This window comes from Bacillus sp. LQ16 (assembly GCF_057784645.1).
Map to the genome: position 1 here is coordinate 616,958 of NZ_CM173491.1, position 18,877 is coordinate 635,834.

An 18,877-nucleotide genomic window follows, 5' to 3' on the forward strand; every position below is an offset into this window, starting at 1 on the left:
CAAACATGAGGATGTTTTTTATTATTTATTTTCATCTAAGAATAAGACCATATGCTCTTCGTCCCAATATTGTCCGTTATATTTTAATGAACGTTCTTGTACACCGAATGTTTTAAAACCTAATGATTCATAAAGTTTTTTCGCTCCATCGTTGCCAACAACAACATCAAGCATAACTTGTTCTACTTCTAAAGATTTAGCAAGCTCAAGACATTCTTTAATAAGTGCTTTTCCTGCTCCAAGTCCGCGCGCTTTTGGAGATACATATACAGAACCGATTTTAGCTTTATGTTCTTGTTTTACATATGGTTTCGTTTCCAGTGTTGCAACCCCGATTAATTTTCCATCTTTAAATGCACCTAGCGTATAGTTTTCATCTTGTGCTAATTTTTGTGCTTTATATTCAATCGCACACTCTTTATTAATAATATCTTCATAAGAAGAGCTGAATGCTTCAGGGTTTTGCTTTAATCCTTCTACGCGAAGTTCTAAGTAAATTTCTGCTTCGTCTTTTGTTAATACATGGATATCCAATTATATCACCCTCCAAATCTTTGCAAATGTACCTTTATTTTATATTGAAATAAGAATAATTTCAAAAGCTTAGCTTATGTGAGCTGTTTTTATGAACAAAATAACACCAGTAGTGTTTACTACTACTGGTGTTTTCACACGCATATTATTCAAAAGGTAGCTCGATTATAAAGTTTGTTCCCGCACCTAATTGGCTTGTTACTAGAATAGAACCATTATGCAATTCTACAATTTCCTTTGCAACAGCTAGCCCGATACCTTTTCCGCCTGTAGCTCGTGTTCTAGATTTATCGACACGATAAAAACGGTCAAATATATGCGGGATATCTTCTTCAGGGATACCTTCACCTTCATCTTGTACACTTATTGTAAAAGAATCTGTTTTTGTAAGTACACGTATCGTAATGGCTGTGTTTTCTGGCGAATGTTGATAAGCGTTGTGTAATAAATTTAACATAACTTGTTCCATACGTCTTTCGTCTATACAAACTTCTAAATCATCTTTGCAATATACATGAAGTTGCATTTGCTTATTTGTTAATGTTGTTTTTGTTTTTTCTACCATTCGTTCTAAAAATGGCTGAAGAAGCACTTTTTGTTTTTTTATAACAAATTGGTGTTGTTCTAATTGTACAAGCATAAATAAATCTTGGACGAGATCTGTTACACTATCCGTTTCATCCTCAATGATTTGTAAGTATTCTTCTCGCTCCTCTTTTGTTAAAGAGTCTCTCTTTGCTACCTTCGCATAACCTTTCATATAGGTCAATGGAGTTAATAGTTCATGAGCGACACTAGCGAGAAATTCATTGCGCTCTTTTTTCATATACGTAAGTTCGCTTGATAAATCTTCAATTGTTTTTGCTAAACTTCCGAGTTCATCATTCCGTTTAATACCTAATTGAATTGGCTTGTTTAATTTTGACATTTTTTCTGTCGCTCTTTTCATTTTTATAAGAGGATCTGTAATAACTTTAGAAAAAACAAAGACAGAAATAGTTGTTAAAATAATCGTCAAAATACTAATGATAAGAAATTGATGCAGTAGTTTAAGTAACATCTTTTCTAAGAAAGACGTCTTTAATAACATATATAAATTACCTTGAAATCCTTGAATTTCAAGTGGACTTACTGTTGAAATGAATTTTGATTTTTTCCAGTTTCTTTCTACAATTAACCCGCTTTTTGGGATAAATTCTGTTTTGCAAGTAAGTTGTTTTTTCATTTCTTTCGTTACTGGTTCGGAGTTAGAAATAATTTTGCCTTTATTGTCAGTTATAACGATTGTGATATCAGTATTAGCAATTAATTCGGAACCGATTAAATCTTCAGCTGCATGCTCGATAGTGAAATCCTGATACCGAGGGTGTTTAGGACGTTCTATGTATTGCTGTTGTTTAGAATGTTCATTCCATCTTGCACGGTTTACAATCTTATCACGATACCGATTACCTTTTTCTAATAGAGCATCGGTTTCTTCTTTAACACGCATTGTTGAAAGGCTCTTATAAAAAGATACGAAAGCAATTGTTTCAATACATAAAGCTAATATTAAAAAGTATGTCCCAATTTTAAGGGAAAGTTTACTCATTTTTTCACCATACCTTATTCATAATAAAGAGTCAGTGGTATACGATTTCCCACTGACCGAAGTAATTATTCACTTTTCCATTTATATCCGACTTTATAGACCGTTTCTAGGTAATTTTCAATTGGAAATCCTTTTTTGCGTAGTTTATCACGGATGTTACGAATGTGTGAATCAATTGTTCTATATTCGATATCTGTTTCATAGCCCCAAATTTTTTCGATTAAATCATCTCGGCTATAAGCACGGTTTGTATTTTGCAAAAATAGTCCGAGTAACGAAAATTCGATGGGAGTTAGCGAGATTTTTTCATCGTACACTGTGACGGTATGTTTCGTTTTATCCCACTCAATACCATTAAAACTAACAAATCCATCTTTTTTTGTACGGCGTAATATAGCCTCGATTCGCGCGACTAATACATGCTCATCAAATGGTTTTGTAATATAATCATCTGCGCCCATCGTGAGGCCTTTCACCATATCGTAGTTTTGGTTGCGAGCTGTTAACATAATGATAGGAACGTTGGAAATTTGACGAATTTGATAGCAAGTATCCCATCCATCCATATTTGGCATCATAACATCTAATAAAATAATATCGAATTCTTTTTGTTCGATTAATTTTAGTGCTTCAAGGCCAGAGGTAGCTTTCATACAAAAATAGCCGCGAGGGCTTAAGAACAGATCTAATAATCGTAACATACGTTCTTCATCGTCTACTAATAAAATTTTTACCATAATCTTGTGCACCCCAAACTGTTCATTCTACTTGTATAGTTTACATGAAAATAATAAAAAACTCTTTTTATGTGATTGAATGGAGGGCTGATTTTTTCGCTCAGAGTAATTGACATAAAAAATGCACTAGTTTTGCACAACTATTTTTTATAATAGAAAACGTAGCGACACAAAATACCCTATGTTGCGACATAACGTCATGTCATTTTATTTATAAAATGACAATTCCATTCTATTGTGTATGTGAGATAGAGAGGGTTTTCGTATTCACCTCGCATCGGATAAGAAAAATTTCCTATCTCACACTTTTTTAAAAAGGAGATCATACACATGAATTCAAAAGAAGAAATTTCAAAAAAAGAAAAGCAAGATCGTAATACGGTTGTCATGTGCGTTGCCGTATCTATGGTTATTATTATAAGTTGCGTAAATAAAATTTTGGGGATTTTATAATATAAAAAAAGCTGATTGCTTCTTAAGAAGCAATCAGCTTTTTTCGTTGTTAGGGGGAGTATTTCTATATAATAAACCAAGGTAAAATTGCTAATCCAGAAGTTATAATTGCTGTAGTAAATATTAAAAGCATAGCTCGTTTGTTTTGTTTCATGTCACATTCTCCTCTACATATCAAGTACATGCGATTAACGTGGGATGTAGTTCCCCACTGAGTAAAGTTTCACTTTATATTTTTAGTATAATGAATGGAAAGGTTTGGTACGATCGATAAAGGTGACATGAAGATTACATTGTTGTAATGAAAAAAGCATCTTTCTTAATAAAAAGATGCTTTTGGAAAACTATATTGAAGTATTAATCATTTAAGAACAGAACCATATGTTCCTCGTCCCAATATTGACCGTTATGTTTTAATGAACGCTCTTGTACGCCGTAAGTTTGGAAACCTAATGATTCATATAATTTTTTGGCACCAGCGTTACCAACTACAACATCGAGCATAAGTTGTTCTACATGTAATTTATCGGCATTTTCAATAATTGCTTTAATAAGAGCTCGTCCTGCTCCAAGGCCACGCGCTTTTGGGGAAACGAAAACGGAACCGATTTTTGCTTTATGTTCTTGTTTAATAAAAGGCTTTGTTTCTAAAGTAGCAATGCCGATTAAATCATCATCTTTGAAGACCCCTAGAGTATACTTATCCGGATTGCTTAATCGTTTTGCCATAGCAGCCACAGGATCTTCATGTTTAAGAACATCTTCATAAGAAGAGCTAAAAGCTTCCGGATTCTTCGTTAAACCTTCCATACAAACTTTTAAATATATTTCTGCGTCTTCTGTTGTTAATAAGCGAATTTCCATAGTTGTAACCTCCCTGGTGGATTTCAAATAAATCCATTACTTTTATAAGATTGTGTATGTGTTTTGTTAGCAGTCTCTTTTAATTTGTAAAAGAATGAAAAGATATATGCTACAATGTTTTGTTTTTTAATATGTAATGAAATTATATATTAACTTTATTAACTATTCAAGTCTTTAATATATTACATTTTCATAACTAAAATAACTCCTCAATTGAGGAGTTATTTTAGTTATTCGATTGATAACCATCAATTCGATGTGGATGTGTGTAAATATTGCAGGATTCATTTCTGATAAATCCTACGACTGTAATGCCTAAATCGTGAGCGAGTTGCAATGCTAGTTTTGTTGGGGCAGATTTAGATAGAACAATTTCACATCCGATTTTTGAAACTTTGAGTAAAATTTCGGATGAAATACGTCCGCTAAATGCGATAATTTTTCCTTTAACAGATATATCATTGCGTAAACAATGACCGTATATTTTGTCTAATGCATTATGTCTTCCGATATCCATTCTTGATAGAAGGATATTATTTCGATCACATAGCGCGGTATTGTGAACACCACCAGTTTGGCGAAAGGTAGTGGAAGATTGTTGTAAAGTATTCATTAAGTAAAAACATTCTTCAGGAGTAATTTTTACATGTATATCATGTAAGTCTTTTGCTTTTGCTGCATCGTTTACGAAAATAAAACCTTGTCTACCTTTTCCGCAGCAAGAAGTGATGTATCGTTTATTATATAAAGTTTGATAGAGCGGATTCACTTTTGATGATTTTACATGGACAATTCCGTTATCTTTTTGAACCCATAGTTCTTCAACATCTTTATAGGAAGAAATAATCCCCTCAGAAATTAAAAAACCAATTACCATATCTTCAATATAATTTGGTGTGCATACGACTGTTACATATTCTTCACCATTCAATTTAATAGTAATAGGAGATTCTGTAACAATCTCATCAAGTTGTTTTGAAAATGTACCAGATTGATAACGTACAATTGTATAAGTCTCTTGCGTAGGCCCCATATTTCATTCCCCTTTTATATGTATTTCTCTCCCACATTTATCATAAAACAATGGAAAAAATAAAAACACCTATTAACAAGAAGATCACAGATTATTTTGGTTATTATTGTATATGTACGATATAATAGAACTGTAGAATAGTGATATTTTCAAGCTTTCGTAGTTATACCTTATAACATCTAGAATCGACTTCATAAGAAAGTATTTGGGTAGAGCGTTTCAAAAATATGTACAGTAATGCGATTTTGAAAACGGATTCATAATTGTGTTGTACAGTTGGTTGTAAGGAGAGGGGAAACTATGGCAGAACAGACAGTCCGTGTAACCGTCGATGGTAAAGAATTTTCTGCATCAGGTGAAAAGACGATACTACAATTATTTAACGAGAGTAATTTGGAACATCCTCAAATTTGTCATGTACCAGAAGTAGAACCAATTCAAACTTGTGATACGTGTATTGTAGAAGTAAATGGAAAGTTATTGCGTGCTTGTTCAACGAAATTAGAGAACGGTATGCATATCGAAAGACAGTCCCAGCGTGCAAAAGAGGCACAGACTGAGGCAATGGATCGAATATTAGAGAATCATCTACTGTATTGTACCGTTTGTGATAACAATAATGGTAACTGTAAAGTCCATAATACAGTACATATGATGGGAATTGAGGAACAGAAATATCCGTATGAGCCAAAAGTAAGTGCGTGTGAAGTGGATATGTCACATCCATTTTATCGATATGATCCAAATCAATGTATTGCTTGTGGGCAGTGTGTAGAAGTATGTCAAAACTTACAAGTGAATGAAACTATATCGATTGATTGGAGCTTAGACCGTCCACGTGTTATATGGGACAATGGTGTAAGTATAAATGACTCATCTTGTGTAAGTTGTGGACAGTGTGTAACAGTATGTCCATGTAATGCGTTAATGGAAAAAACAATGCTGGGTGAAGCCGGATTCATGACTGGATTGAAACCGGATGTGTTAGATCCGATGATTGATTTTGTAAAGGATGTAGAGCCTGGATATAGTAGTATTTTAGCAGTTTCAGAAGTAGAGGCTGCGATGCGTAAGACGAAAGTGAATAAAACAAAAACAGTTTGTACATTTTGTGGTGTAGGTTGTTCATTTGAAGTATGGACGAAAGACCGCCACATTTTGAAAGTACAGCCTGTTTCAGATGCGCCGGTTAACGGTATTTCCACATGTGTAAAAGGAAAATTCGGATGGGATTTTGTAAACAGTGAAGATCGTATTACAAAGCCATTAATTCGCCAAGGAGATATGTTTGTTGAAGCTTCATGGGAAGAGGCTCTTGAAGTTGTTGCATCCAATATGCAGCATATTAAATCAGAATATGGAAGTGATGCATTTGGATTTATTTCTTCTTCGAAAGTAACGAATGAAGAAAATTATCTTATGCAAAAACTAGCCCGTCAAATATATGGAACGAATAATGTAGACAACTGTTCCCGTTATTGTCAATCTCCAGCAACTGATGGTTTATTTAAAACTGTCGGTATGGGAGGGGACGCTGGAACAGTGAAGGATATTGCCGAAGCAGGCCTTGTCATTATCGTTGGAGCAAATCCAACAGAAGGACATCCTGTACTTGCAACGCGTGTAAAACGTGCTCATAAATTACATGACCAAAAATTAATTGTGGCGGACCTTCGTAAACATGAAATGGCAGAGCGTGCGGATTTATTCATTCATCCGCGCCAAGGAACTGATTATGTATGGCTCGCTGGTATTACGAAATATATTATTGATCAAGATTGGCACGATAAAAAGTTCATAGCTGAAAATGTGAAGAATTTTGATGAATATAGCAAAATGGTAGAAAAGTATACGCTTGATTATACAGAAGAAATTACGGGGATTTCGAAAGAAAATCTGAAAGAAATGGCTCGTATGGTATATGAAGCAGATGGTACTTGTGTACTTTGGGGAATGGGTGTAACGCAAAATACTGGAGGAAGTACAACTTCAGCAGCAATTTCAAATCTATTGCTTGTTACGGGTAACTATCGTCGTCCTGGTGCAGGAGCATATCCATTACGCGGACATAATAACGTACAAGGTGCTTGTGATATGGCAACATTACCAAACTGGCTTCCAGGTTACCAAGCAGTTTCAGATGATGCGCTCCGTGCGAAATTTGAAACTGCATACGGTACTACAATTCCGAAAGCACCAGGGTTAAATAATATTGCAATGTTACTTGCGGCAGATGAAGGAAAACTGCGTGGTATGTATGTTATGGGTGAAGAAATGGCTTTAGTAGATTCGAATGCCAACCATGTACAACATATTTTAGCGAATTTAGATTTCCTTGTTGTTCAAGATATGTTCTTGTCGAAAACAGCTCGTTTTGCTGATGTTATTTTACCGGCAGCACCAAGCTTAGAAAAAGAGGGAACATTTACGAATACAGAGCGCCGTATCCAAAGATTATATGAAGTATTGAAGCCGCTTGGTAATTCAAAGCCAGACTGGTGGATTTTACAAAAAGTAGCTCGTGCACTTGGCGGGGACTGGAATTATGAAAGTCCAAGTGAAATCATGGATGAAATTGCATCGCTTGCACCTTTATATTCTCAGGCAACATACGATCGTTTAGAAGGATGGAATAGTTTATGTTGGGGTAGCCATGATGGCAGCGATACACCACTATTATATGTGGACGGATTTAACTTCCCAGATAAACTAGCTCGTCTATCATTAGATGAATGGGTACCACCAGTTGTAGCGCCAGATGAGTATGATTTACTTTTAAATAATGGTCGTATGTTAGAACATTTCCATGAAGGGAATATGACGAATAAATCGGCTGGTATTTTATCTAAAGTATCTGAAGTGTTCGTTGAAATCTCGCCTGAACTTGCCCTAGAGCGCAATGTGAAAGATGGTGGTCTTGTAGAATTAGCATCACCATTTGGGAAAATTAAAGTACAGGCACTTGTTACAGATCGTGTAACGGGGAAAGAGCTATATTTACCGATGCATGCAACGGTAAATGAAGAGGCAATCAATATTTTAACTGGAACGGCGACAGATCTTTATACGTGTACACCAGCGTACAAACAAACGATGGTAAAGATGCGTGTACTACGTGAAAAAGGGAATCGTCCGTTACCATCTTCAAACCCGAGAGATAAAAAGCGTAATCCGCAAAACGGTGTTGAAATCCAGCAAAAATGGCAAAGAAAACAATACGTATCACTTGTGGACTAGGGGGCGGAGATAGTGGCGAAAGAAATTACTGTAATTAAAAAGAAAGTTGTAACAGAGGAAGAACAGAAACAGCAAGTAGCAGATGAACTTCTAAATGAGCTATCTAATAATCGTGAAGCAGTAGAAGAAACGATGCAGCTTTTAGCACAGTTGCAGAAGGCTGGTATATTAGATGCGGCAATTAGTTTACTTGCTGCGAAGGAAGATGTTTCAAAAATCGCTGTGGAGCAATTAAATCGTGAACCAGTTAAAAATGCACTCAACAATATGATGGGGGCAGGAGAAGCGTTATCTTCAGTTGACCCAGAAATAACGAAGCAAATTACGTCCAGTTTAGTTACAGGATTGCAATTTGCAACAGATGAATTAAATAGTGGTAAAAAAACAAAAGTGATGGATTTCTTTAAAGTATTAAAAGATCCAGATATCAATAGAGCTATTACATTCGGTTTTAGCTTCTTGAAAGCATTTGGACAAGGGCTAGAGAAAAAATAGAATAAATGAAAAAGTGATGGGAAGTAGCCATCACTTTTTTCATTATATGTATAAGAGTGTTCATGTTAAGCGGAATATATTATTATTAAAAAGATGGATTAGAACTGGAAATATGGAATCCATCTCAAATATCGTTTTAGAATGTGGAGGAATATATGCAACACCGTAAAAAACTATCTATACCAGGAGTAATAGGACATTCCTTTCAAACAGTTAAATTTGCTTTTTGGAATGTATTAACTTTTCAACTTGCTTATAAATTATTAGCAGCGATTGTGTTTGTTCCACTATTTGGAATCATTTTTAATAAGTTATTGTATTTTGGTGGTTATGCAAATGCGACAAATGATGAATTATTAGCGTTTTTAAAGACGCCTTATGGGATCTTAGCAATCGTAATTTTATCATTGTTAGCACTGTTTCTTATCTTTACAGAATTTGCGGTGCTTATTATTATTTCGTATTTCGCTCATAAAAGACAGAAGGTGAAATTACGTCCGATTTTATATAAAACGGTAACGTATTTACCTACTCTTTTCACATATTGCTTACCAGGGTTTATTTTATATGCTGTCGTATTGTTGCCTCTTTTAAATATGGGATATGAAACGGCATTAATCCCGCAAATTCAAATTCCTAACTTTATTACAGGAGAACTGTTTAAGACAACGATGGGGCAAGTTGGTTATTACACGTTCTTTGCTGTAGTCGCGTATTTGAATCTTCGATGGATTTTCGTTCTACCTATTGTTGTTTTAGAGCAAAAATCATTTCGCGTGGCAGCACGTAAAAGTGCAAATTTAGTAAAGGAAAGCTTTTTTAAAGTACTACTCTTTTTAGTAGGATTTTTTATTTCAATTGGAATTGTATATGTCGTATTTTTGGGAATATATTTATTGTGCCTATGGGGTGTTTATGAATTTACAAACCCGAAAGGAACATTTGCATTATTAGCTGAATCAACGATTTCTGTATTTTTAACGAGTACGTTGTATTTATTTAGTTTTATCGTGACGCCATTTTATATTATGGCGATTACGCGATTATACTTACAAAAGGTACCGGTTGAAGATGTTTTATTAGAAGAAGGATTAGATTATTCGAAAACGAAAGCAGATAAATGTTTCTTCCAAAAACATCGTTGGAAATTCATTGGCGTATACATTGTAGGAATTATTACTGCCGGAATGGTCGTTGCCTTCATTGTAACGTTTATTTCAAATTCGTATAAAGAACCGATTATTATGGCGCACCGCGGGTATATATCAAAAGGCGTAGAAAATACGAAAGAAGCTGTGCAAGGTGCTATTGATGCAAAAGCAGACTACGCTGAAATAGATGTATTACAAACGAAAGACGGTGAACTAGCGGTTATACATGATTTGAAGCTGAAACGTCTCGCAAATGCCAATGTGCATGTGTCAGATTTAACGATGGCGGAGTTAAGGCAACTTACCCTTAGTCAAGATGGACTTTCAGGACAAATAAGTACACTTGATGAAATCATTAAGCTAGCAAATGGCAAAATCAAACTTAATATAGAAGTGAAGCTTCATGGGGGCGAAAAAGATTTTGTAAACAAAGTCTTAAAAACGATTAAAGATAATGAATTTGAGAAGCAATGTGTAATTCAAACGTTACACTATCCACTTATTAAAGAGTTTAAGCGTGCAAATCCAGATATAAAAGTAGGGTATATATTGTATGCAAGTAGAGCTAACTTAAAGAATGTGAAGGCTGACTTTTACGTAGCAGAAGAATATATGTTAAATAAGAAATTAGTAAAAGAAGCAAGGAAGTTAAACAAACCAATTTACGTATGGACAGTAAATGATATGGAAAATTTAAAGGCATATTATAAGTTGAACGTAGATGGTATCATAACCGATTACCCTGAAGACGCACGTGAAACAATTAAGATGTTAAAAGAGCAAGAAGCGGAAGAGAGTGATTTGTTTGATAAAATTACTGAAACGACAGATGATTTGTTTTTAAAATTATTTATAAGTTACCCAGCTGCTAGCTAAATGCTAGCAGCTGTTTTTTTGTGAAAAGAATATATCTCTAAAGTATTAAGTAAAGTAATAACTGTATATGTATACGTTATCGCTTAGTTTTTTACATTGTTACATTATTGTCAAATAATAAATGATTACTGTTTATTTTGAAGAAGTATAATAAAAATCGAGTGAAAGATAATGGAATGTCACGAAACCCCTAATAGAATCAATGTTTTATATATTTACACTATTCTAAATATATAAACTTTAGAAAAATGATATGTTAGCGTTTTCATAACTTTTAAGTTATGCTAGAATAAGGACATAAGTTATTAATTATTACAAAAAGAAAAAAGAATCTCTTTTTTCTGTTAATTATAAGGGGGCATTTCATTATGCGTATTGGGGTACCAGCAGAAATTAAAAACAACGAAAACCGTGTGGCAATGACACCAGCAGGTGTTGTACATTTAATTCGTAACAATCACGAAGTATTCATTCAAAAGGGTGCAGGTTTAGGATCTGGTTTCACAGACGCTCAGTATGTTGAAGCGGGAGCAAAAATTGTTGATACAGCTGAAGAAGCTTGGAACATGGAAATGGTTATGAAAGTTAAAGAACCAATTGAAAGCGAATACAAACATTTCAGTGAAGGCTTAATCTTATTCACATACTTACACTTAGCTCCAGAGCCAGAATTAACAAAAGCGTTAATTGAGAAGAAAGTTGTTGCGATTGCATATGAAACAGTACAATTAGAAAACCGTTCTCTACCATTACTTGCACCTATGAGTGAAGTAGCTGGTCGTATGGCTGCACAAATTGGTGCGCAATTCCTTGAGAAAAACAAAGGCGGTAAAGGTATCTTACTTGCAGGTGTTCCAGGAGTTAAACGTGGTAAAGTAACAATCATCGGTGGTGGACAAGCTGGTACAAATGCTGCTAAAATTGCAGTTGGACTAGGTGCGGATGTAACAATCATCGACTTAAGCGCAGAACGTCTTCGTCAATTAGATGACATTTTCGGAAATCAAGTAAAAACTTTAATGTCTAATCCTTACAATATTGCAGAAGCTGTAAAAGAGTCTGATCTTGTAATCGGTGCAGTATTAATCCCAGGTGCAAAAGCTCCAAAACTTGTAACAGAAGAAATGATTAAATCAATGGAACCAGGTTCTGTTGTTGTAGATATCGCGATTGACCAAGGTGGTATTTTCGAAACAACTGACCGTATTACAACTCATGATAACCCAACTTACGAAAAACACGGCGTTGTTCATTATGCAGTTGCAAACATGCCAGGTGCGGTTCCACGTACATCAACTCTTGCATTAACAAACGTAACAGTACCATATGCAGTACAAATTGCTAACAAAGGCTACAAAGAAGCTTGCCTAGGCAACTCTGCATTATTAAAAGGTATTAATACATTAGATGGCTATGTAACATTTGAAGCAGTTGCAGAAGCTCACGGTGTAGAGTACAAAGGTGCTAAAGAATTATTAGAAGCAGAAACAGTATCTTGCTAATAGAAGCATTATACAAAACAAAATCGAACAATATATAATACAACATGATAAGAGCTAAGAGATAATACCTCTTAGCTCTTCTTAGTAAAAGGGGGCATACATCGTGGCCAACCTATTTAAAAAGAAATCCGTTACGCAATTGTTAGGGGAAAGTAAAAGTAAAACTTTAACGAAAACGCTAGGGGCATTTGACCTAACAATGCTAGGGATTGGTGCGATAATTGGTACAGGAGTTCTAGTATTAACTGGATTAGTAGCAGCAAGAGATGCTGGTCCAGCAGTTATTTTTTCATTTATGATTGCAGCAATTGTTTGTGGATTTGCAGCATTATGTTATGCAGAAGTTGCGTCTACACTTCCTGTTTCAGGTAGTGTGTACACATATTCGTATGCAACAATTGGTGAGTTTGTTGCTCATTTAATGGGATGGACATTGTTATCCGTATATGTCGTAACGACTGCCGCAGTAGCTGGCGGATGGACTGGTTATTTCAATAATTTAGTGAGTGGACTGGGACTTGAAATTCCGAAAGCGTTGCTAACAATTCCAGCGCAAGGTGGTATGGTAAACTTACCAGCAGTTATCGTTACGTTAGTGATAACTTGGTTATTATCACGAGGTACGAAAGAAAGTAAGCGTGTGAATAACATAATGGTATTAATTAAAATTGGTATTGTTGTTTTATTCATTGCAGTTGGTGTATTCTACGTGAAACCAGAAAACTGGATACCATTTGCACCTTACGGTTTAAGTGGAGTGTTCGCAGGGGGAGCAGCAGTATTCTTTGCTTTCTTAGGATTTGATGCATTAGCAACTTCTGCTGAAGAAGTAAAAAATCCGCAACGTGATCTACCAATTGGTATTATTGCTTCGTTAGTTATTTGTACAATCATTTATGTTGTAGTTTGTCTCGTTATGACGGGTATGGTTTCTTATAAAGAGCTAGATGTACCGGAAGCGATGGCATATGTGTTAGAGGTTGTAGGACAAGATAAAGTGGCTGGTGTAATTGCTATTGGAGCTGTAATCGGTATTATGGCTGTAATTTTCGCTTACATTTATGCGACAACACGTGTATTCTTCGCAATGAGTCGTGACGGTTTATTACCAAAATCTTTTGCGAAAATTAACAAGAAGACTGAAGCGCCAACATTTTCAGTTTGGTTAACAGGAATTGGTAGTGCTTTAATTGCTGGATTTATCGATTTAAAAGAATTGTCGAATTTAGCGAATATTGGAGCGTTATTAACATTCGCCATGGTTGGTGTAACTGTTATCATTCTTCGTAAAACGCATCCGAAATTACAACGTGGATTTATGGTACCACTTGTACCGATCTTACCGATTATTTCAATTGCATGTTGTCTATTCTTAATGGTAAATTTACCGTTAACAACATGGATATACTTTGGTATTTGGTTAGCGATTGGAGTAGTTGTATACTTTGTTTATTCGAAAAAACATAGTCATTTAAAAGACGATGGAAGTTCGCAGGATAATTTAGAACAAGCTAATTAAAGGGATATAAACACAGTAAGCCTTGTGCGTCTAGGGAGCGCGCAAGGCTTTTTCTTTTGTTGAAATAAAGGGAACATATATTACTTTGTTGAATTTTTATGTCGGAATATGAAAAAAGGGTGTGCGAATTGTACATCCTTTTTTGTATGAGAATATGGAGGATGCGGAAAATATGTATATGCCTTACTAAAATGTGAACGAAATGTTCATAAAAAAATTCAGATTTCATTGACACATATGAGTAGGCGCTCATATAATAAGAGTATAAGATATATGAATGATTGTTCATATGTTCAATTAAAGAGGTGAGCTATAATGGCTGGAAATAAAGTAGAAACACCACAAGAGACATGTTCTCAAACGATAATTCATGAAGAAGTTGTTGAGCAAGTAAAACAAACAATTCCAACTGATGAAAGTTTAAGTAAAGTAGCAGAACTATTTAAAGTATTAGGTGACCGTACACGTACGAGAATATTACATGCGCTATTTGAAGCTGAAATGTGCGTTTGTGATTTAGCTTATTTATTAGGAATGACACAATCATCTATTTCGCATCAGCTTCGTGTGTTAAAGCAAGCGAAACTTGTGAAGAATCGTAAAGAAGGAAAGGTTGTTTATTATTCGTTAGCTGACCAGCACGTAATTCATATCTTCGAGCAAGCGTTTGAACACGTAAACGAAGAAGAATAAAAAGAACGCGAGGAGGGAGAACGATGGCTGAAGCGTTAGTGAAAAAGAAACTGATGTTAGAAGGTTTAGATTGTGCGAATTGTGCAATGAAAATTGAAAAAGGTGTTGGGAATATAGAAGGAGTAAATTCTTGCTCTGTAAACTTCGCAACAAAGACAATGATCTTAGAAACAGCACAAAATAAAGAAAACGAAGTTGTTACGGAAGCAAAACAACTCGTTACAAAATTAGAACCGCATATTAAAGTGCAAGAAGAACAAAAAAATAAAATTGCTAAAGAAGTATTTATATTAGAAGGTTTAGATTGCGCGAACTGTGCAATGAAAATTGAAAATAAAGTGAAGGAAATGCCAGATGTCTCAGAAGCAACTGTTGATTTCGTATCGAAGAAACTACGAGTAGAAGTTGCGAATAAAAGAGAACTAGAAGCAACTGTAGCAAATATAACAAATGTCGTTCAAAAGTTAGAGCCAGATGTGAAAGTTGTTCGTGAAGAGAAGAACGGTCATGACCACGGACATAGTCACGATCATGGTGAAGCAAACGTGAAAAAGATGGTAGGGAGATTAGTGGTCGGCGGAATTTTGACAGCAATTGCTGCATTAGCGAGCTTACCACAAATGGTAACAATTCCGTTATTCGTCCTTGCTTATTTATTAATAGGTGGAGATATCGTTTGGAGAGCGGTAAGAAACATAACTCGCGGCCAAGTATTTGATGAAAACTTCTTAATGGCAATTGCAACTGTAGGAGCCTTTGCAATTCAGCAATATTCAGAAGCCGTAGCAGTAATGCTATTTTATCAAGTAGGAGAACTATTCCAAAGCATTGCGGTAAACCGCTCTCGAAAATCAATTACTTCATTAATGGATATTCGTCCTGATTATGCGAATGTAAAGATTGGGAATGAAACGAAACAAGTATCACCAGAAGATGTACAAATTGGCGATTATATTATCGTTAAGCCAGGTGAGAAAGTACCATTAGACGGAAAAGTAATTGAAGGAACATCAATGGTAGATACTTCAGCATTAACTGGTGAATCTGTACCACGTGAAGTTGAAGTTGGAAATGATGTATTAAGTGGCTTTGTGAACCAAAACGGTGTATTAACAATTGAAGTTACAAAAGAGTTTGGTGAATCAACTGTATCGAAAATTTTAGATTTAGTTCAAAATGCAAGCAGTAAAAAAGCACCAACAGAAAACTTTATTACGAAGTTTGCGCGTTACTACACTCCAGTTGTAGTTATTACAGCGGCGATCATGGCGTTTATTCCACCGCTTATTTTAGAAGGGGCTACATTCTCTGAGTGGATTTATAGAGCTTTAGTGTTCTTAGTAATCTCTTGTCCATGTGCGTTAGTTGTATCCATTCCTCTTGGATTCTTTGGAGGTATCGGTGGTGCATCTAAAAGTGGTGTGTTAGTAAAAGGTAGTAACTATTTAGAAGCTTTAAATGATGTAAAATATATTGTTTTTGACAAAACAGGAACATTAACAAAAGGTGTTTTCAAAGTTACAAAAATGGAACCGAGTGAAGGTACTACAAGCGAAGAGTTATTAGAGTATGCGGCATTTGCTGAAGTGTATTCTAACCATCCGATTGCCCAATCTATTCGAAAGGCATATGGAAAATCAATTGATGAAAAAATAATCGATGATTATAACGAAATTTCTGGTCACGGTACAGTTGTAAAAGTACAAGGAAAAGAAATTTTTGCAGGTAATGCAAAATTAATGAGAAAAGAAAATATTGAATTTAAACAACCAGAAACAGTAGGTACATTAGTTCACGTTGCTGTAGATGGAAAATATGCAGGTTATATTGTTATCTCTGATGAGGTGAAAGAGGATTCGAAACAAGCGATTCAAAAGTTAAAAGAACTAGGTATTAAAAAGACAGTAATGTTAACTGGTGATGCAAAAACAGTTGGTGAAGCTGTCGGTAAAGAATTAGGCTTAGATGAAGTTCATGCGGAATTACTACCGCAACAAAAAGTAGAAGAGATTGAAAAAATTGATGCAGCGAAGCACGGAAAAGAAAAAATTGCCTTCGTTGGTGACGGTATTAATGATACACCAGTATTAGCCCGTGCAGACGTTGGTATTGCGATGGGTGGTTTAGGATCAGATGCAGCAATTGAAGCGGCAGACATCGTTATTATGACTGATGAGCCTTCGAAAATTGCGACAGCTGTAAAAATTGCAAAACGCACAAGAAGTATAGTATGGCAAAATATCATCTTTGCTTTAGGTGTAAAAGGGATCGTTCTATTACTTGGTGCCTTTGGTATTGCAACAATGTGGGAAGCTGTTTTCTCAGATGTTGGTGTGACACTACTTGCAGTGTTAAATGCAATGCGTGTATTACGAGTGAAGGATTTATAAAAAGAGGACGCAACCTGCGTCCTCTTTTTTATTAGTGATTTTGTTGAAATTGATTCAATAAAATAATATCAAATATTATTTTACTTTTAAATAGTATAATATTAAAATTTACAAATAAAAAACATTCGTCTTATTATTTTAATATATTTTTACAAATATCCATATAGTATTGAAAAAAACAGAGAAGGAGAAACTTCTCTGTTTACTTTTGTATGTTTTTTTCAACTTGTTCTCGAACAGTTTGAATGTAATTCATTTTATGATCCCAACATTCTTGGCTTAAATCGACAGGATACTCTTCGGGATTTAAAGTTCGCATGTATTCTTCCCAAAATAGAGCGAGACTCTGTTCATTATATTGTTGAATATCTAATATACTTGGTAGTTCATATGTTCTTTCACCGTTAACGAAAATGTCTTTATGGAGTTCACGGGCTTCAAAGTTTGTTACAAATTTACTTATATATGTGTGAACTGGATGGAACATTTTTAAGCGCTCTTCTTTTTCAGGTTCTTCAGAATCTAACGCAATATAATCGCCTTCTGCATGATCGTTAACCCGATTGATAATACGATAAATTCGTTTCAGTCCTGGAGTGGTAATTTTTTCAGGATTAGATGAAATTTTAATCGTATCATTTAATTTTCCGTCAGTATCTTCAATCGCAACTAGTTTGTAAACAGCCCCTAATGCAGGTTGCTCAAAGGACGTAATTAATTTCGTCCCAACGCCCCATACGTCAATTTTTGCTCCTTGAGATTTAAGGTGCATAATTGTGTATTCATCTAAATCGCTAGAAGCGATAATTTTTGTATTTGTAAACCCTGATTCATCTAGTAGTTTTCGTGCCTTTTTCGATAAATAAGCCATATCACCACTATCAAGACGTATACCATAGAAATCAATACGATCCCCAAATTCTTTTGCAACACGAATTGCATTTGGAACACCAGATTTCAATGTGTCATATGTATCAACGAGAAAGACGCACTTTTTATGAGTTTCAGCGTATTTCTTAAATGCGACGTATTCATCGCGATATGCTTGAACGAACGAGTGCGCATGTGTGCCAGCTACAGGGATCCCAAAGCGTTTCCCAGCACGAACATTGCTTGTAGAGGAGAAACCACCAATAAAGGCAGCACGCGTCCCCCAAAGGGCAGCGTCGAACTCGTGGGCACGTCTTGTGCCGAACTCTAAAAGCTCATCATTATTTGCAGCATGTTTCATACGGGCTGCTTTTGTTGCAATTAATGTTTGGTAGTTCACAATATTTAAGAGAGCGGTTTCAATAATTTGTGCTTCACCGAGTGGTGCATCAACGCGTAATAAAGGCTCGTTATTAAATACAACTTCACCTTCTTGCATACTACGAATCGTCCCAGTGAATTTCATATTTTGTAAATAATGAAGGAATTCTTCTTCAAATTGTAATTCTGCTAAATAAGCGATATCGCTTTCAGTAAAGCTGAAATTTTCTATGTACTCTACAATTTTCTCAAGGCCAGCAAAAACAGCATAACCGTTCTCGAATGGAAGCTTTCGAAAGTATAAATCAAACACGGAACGGCGATTATGAATACCATCTTTCCAATATGTATAAGCCATGTTGATTTGATATAGGTCTGTATGTAAGGCATAACTATCGTCTTTATAATGAGTCATCGCGAGAACACCTCCATAATTTGGTTATAGTATACCAATTTTTCACCATTCGTAGCAAAGAAGAGATATTGAAGTGAAGTCAAGAGAGAAAAAAATGAAATTATGCATATTTTTTAGAAAATTTATATTTATCAAT

The 18,877-nt window shown here is 35.1% G+C and carries 14 protein-coding genes; 8 read left to right on the forward strand and 6 right to left on the reverse strand.

From position 1 onward, the window contains the following. Positions 1–21 precede the first annotated feature (21 nt). The 3 genes from AC3EMB_RS03120 to AC3EMB_RS03130 form a co-directional block, all read right to left on the reverse strand. On the reverse strand, positions 22–534 hold the full coding sequence (locus AC3EMB_RS03120; RefSeq protein ID WP_000351212.1) for a GNAT family N-acetyltransferase: 513 nt from the start codon (positions 532–534) through the stop codon (positions 22–24). Positions 535–679: 145 nt separating this feature from the next. Then, a complete protein-coding gene (locus AC3EMB_RS03125) occupies positions 680–2,125 on the reverse strand; it encodes a HAMP domain-containing sensor histidine kinase (protein WP_095691434.1) in 1,446 nt (481 codons plus the stop codon). A gap of 65 nt (positions 2,126–2,190) precedes the next feature. Then, positions 2,191–2,862: a response regulator transcription factor gene (locus AC3EMB_RS03130; RefSeq protein ID WP_063245908.1), complete on the reverse strand. Its 672-nt coding sequence runs from the start codon at positions 2,860–2,862 to the stop codon at positions 2,191–2,193. Between the two features lie 330 nt (positions 2,863–3,192). On the opposite strand from AC3EMB_RS03130, the gene AC3EMB_RS03135 reads away from it, so the two are divergent. Beyond that, positions 3,193–3,315 (forward strand): hypothetical protein, encoded by a 123-nt coding sequence (locus tag AC3EMB_RS03135; protein ID WP_001085006.1) that lies wholly within the window; start codon positions 3,193–3,195, stop codon positions 3,313–3,315. A gap of 357 nt (positions 3,316–3,672) precedes the next feature. On the opposite strand, the gene AC3EMB_RS03140 is transcribed toward AC3EMB_RS03135, so the two are convergent. Together AC3EMB_RS03140 and fdhD are read right to left on the reverse strand one after the other, a co-directional pair. Then, complete coding sequence (locus AC3EMB_RS03140; RefSeq protein WP_000405868.1) at positions 3,673–4,179, reverse strand: GNAT family N-acetyltransferase; 507 nt, start codon at positions 4,177–4,179, stop codon at positions 3,673–3,675. A gap of 226 nt (positions 4,180–4,405) precedes the next feature. Beyond that, entirely contained in the window at positions 4,406–5,212 is an 807-nt protein-coding gene (gene fdhD, locus AC3EMB_RS03145; protein ID WP_095691433.1) for a formate dehydrogenase accessory sulfurtransferase FdhD, read from the reverse strand. A gap of 300 nt (positions 5,213–5,512) precedes the next feature. Between fdhD and fdhF the strand changes: the two genes are divergently transcribed. The 7 genes from fdhF to AC3EMB_RS03180 all read left to right on the forward strand — a co-directional run bounded on the left by fdhF (position 5,513) and on the right by AC3EMB_RS03180 (position 17,075). Further along, complete coding sequence (gene fdhF / locus AC3EMB_RS03150) at positions 5,513–8,449, forward strand: formate dehydrogenase subunit alpha (RefSeq protein WP_488517453.1); 2,937 nt, start codon at positions 5,513–5,515, stop codon at positions 8,447–8,449. A gap of 12 nt (positions 8,450–8,461) precedes the next feature. Next, positions 8,462–8,944 (forward strand): helical membrane plugin domain-containing protein, encoded by a 483-nt coding sequence (locus AC3EMB_RS03155; protein ID WP_001040540.1) that lies wholly within the window; start codon positions 8,462–8,464, stop codon positions 8,942–8,944. A 155-nt stretch (positions 8,945–9,099) separates the two neighbouring features. After that, on the forward strand, positions 9,100–10,971 hold the full coding sequence (locus AC3EMB_RS03160; RefSeq protein WP_488517454.1) for a glycerophosphoryl diester phosphodiesterase membrane domain-containing protein: 1,872 nt from the start codon (positions 9,100–9,102) through the stop codon (positions 10,969–10,971). 368 nt (positions 10,972–11,339) lie between these two features. Then, positions 11,340–12,473, forward strand: coding sequence for an alanine dehydrogenase (gene ald, locus AC3EMB_RS03165; protein ID WP_001219741.1), 1,134 nt, complete (start codon positions 11,340–11,342; stop codon positions 12,471–12,473). A 103-nt stretch (positions 12,474–12,576) separates the two neighbouring features. Beyond that, positions 12,577–13,992, forward strand: coding sequence for an amino acid permease (locus AC3EMB_RS03170; RefSeq protein WP_001284897.1), 1,416 nt, complete (start codon positions 12,577–12,579; stop codon positions 13,990–13,992). Between the two features lie 315 nt (positions 13,993–14,307). Continuing rightward, positions 14,308–14,685, forward strand: coding sequence for an ArsR/SmtB family transcription factor (locus AC3EMB_RS03175; RefSeq protein ID WP_000918378.1), 378 nt, complete (start codon positions 14,308–14,310; stop codon positions 14,683–14,685). A gap of 23 nt (positions 14,686–14,708) precedes the next feature. Beyond that, entirely contained in the window at positions 14,709–17,075 is a 2,367-nt protein-coding gene (locus AC3EMB_RS03180; protein ID WP_488517455.1) for a heavy metal translocating P-type ATPase, read from the forward strand. A gap of 202 nt (positions 17,076–17,277) precedes the next feature. On the opposite strand, the gene AC3EMB_RS03185 is transcribed toward AC3EMB_RS03180, so the two are convergent. Next, a complete protein-coding gene (locus AC3EMB_RS03185) occupies positions 17,278–18,741 on the reverse strand; it encodes a nicotinate phosphoribosyltransferase (protein WP_000150179.1) in 1,464 nt (487 codons plus the stop codon). Positions 18,742–18,877 lie beyond the last annotated feature (136 nt).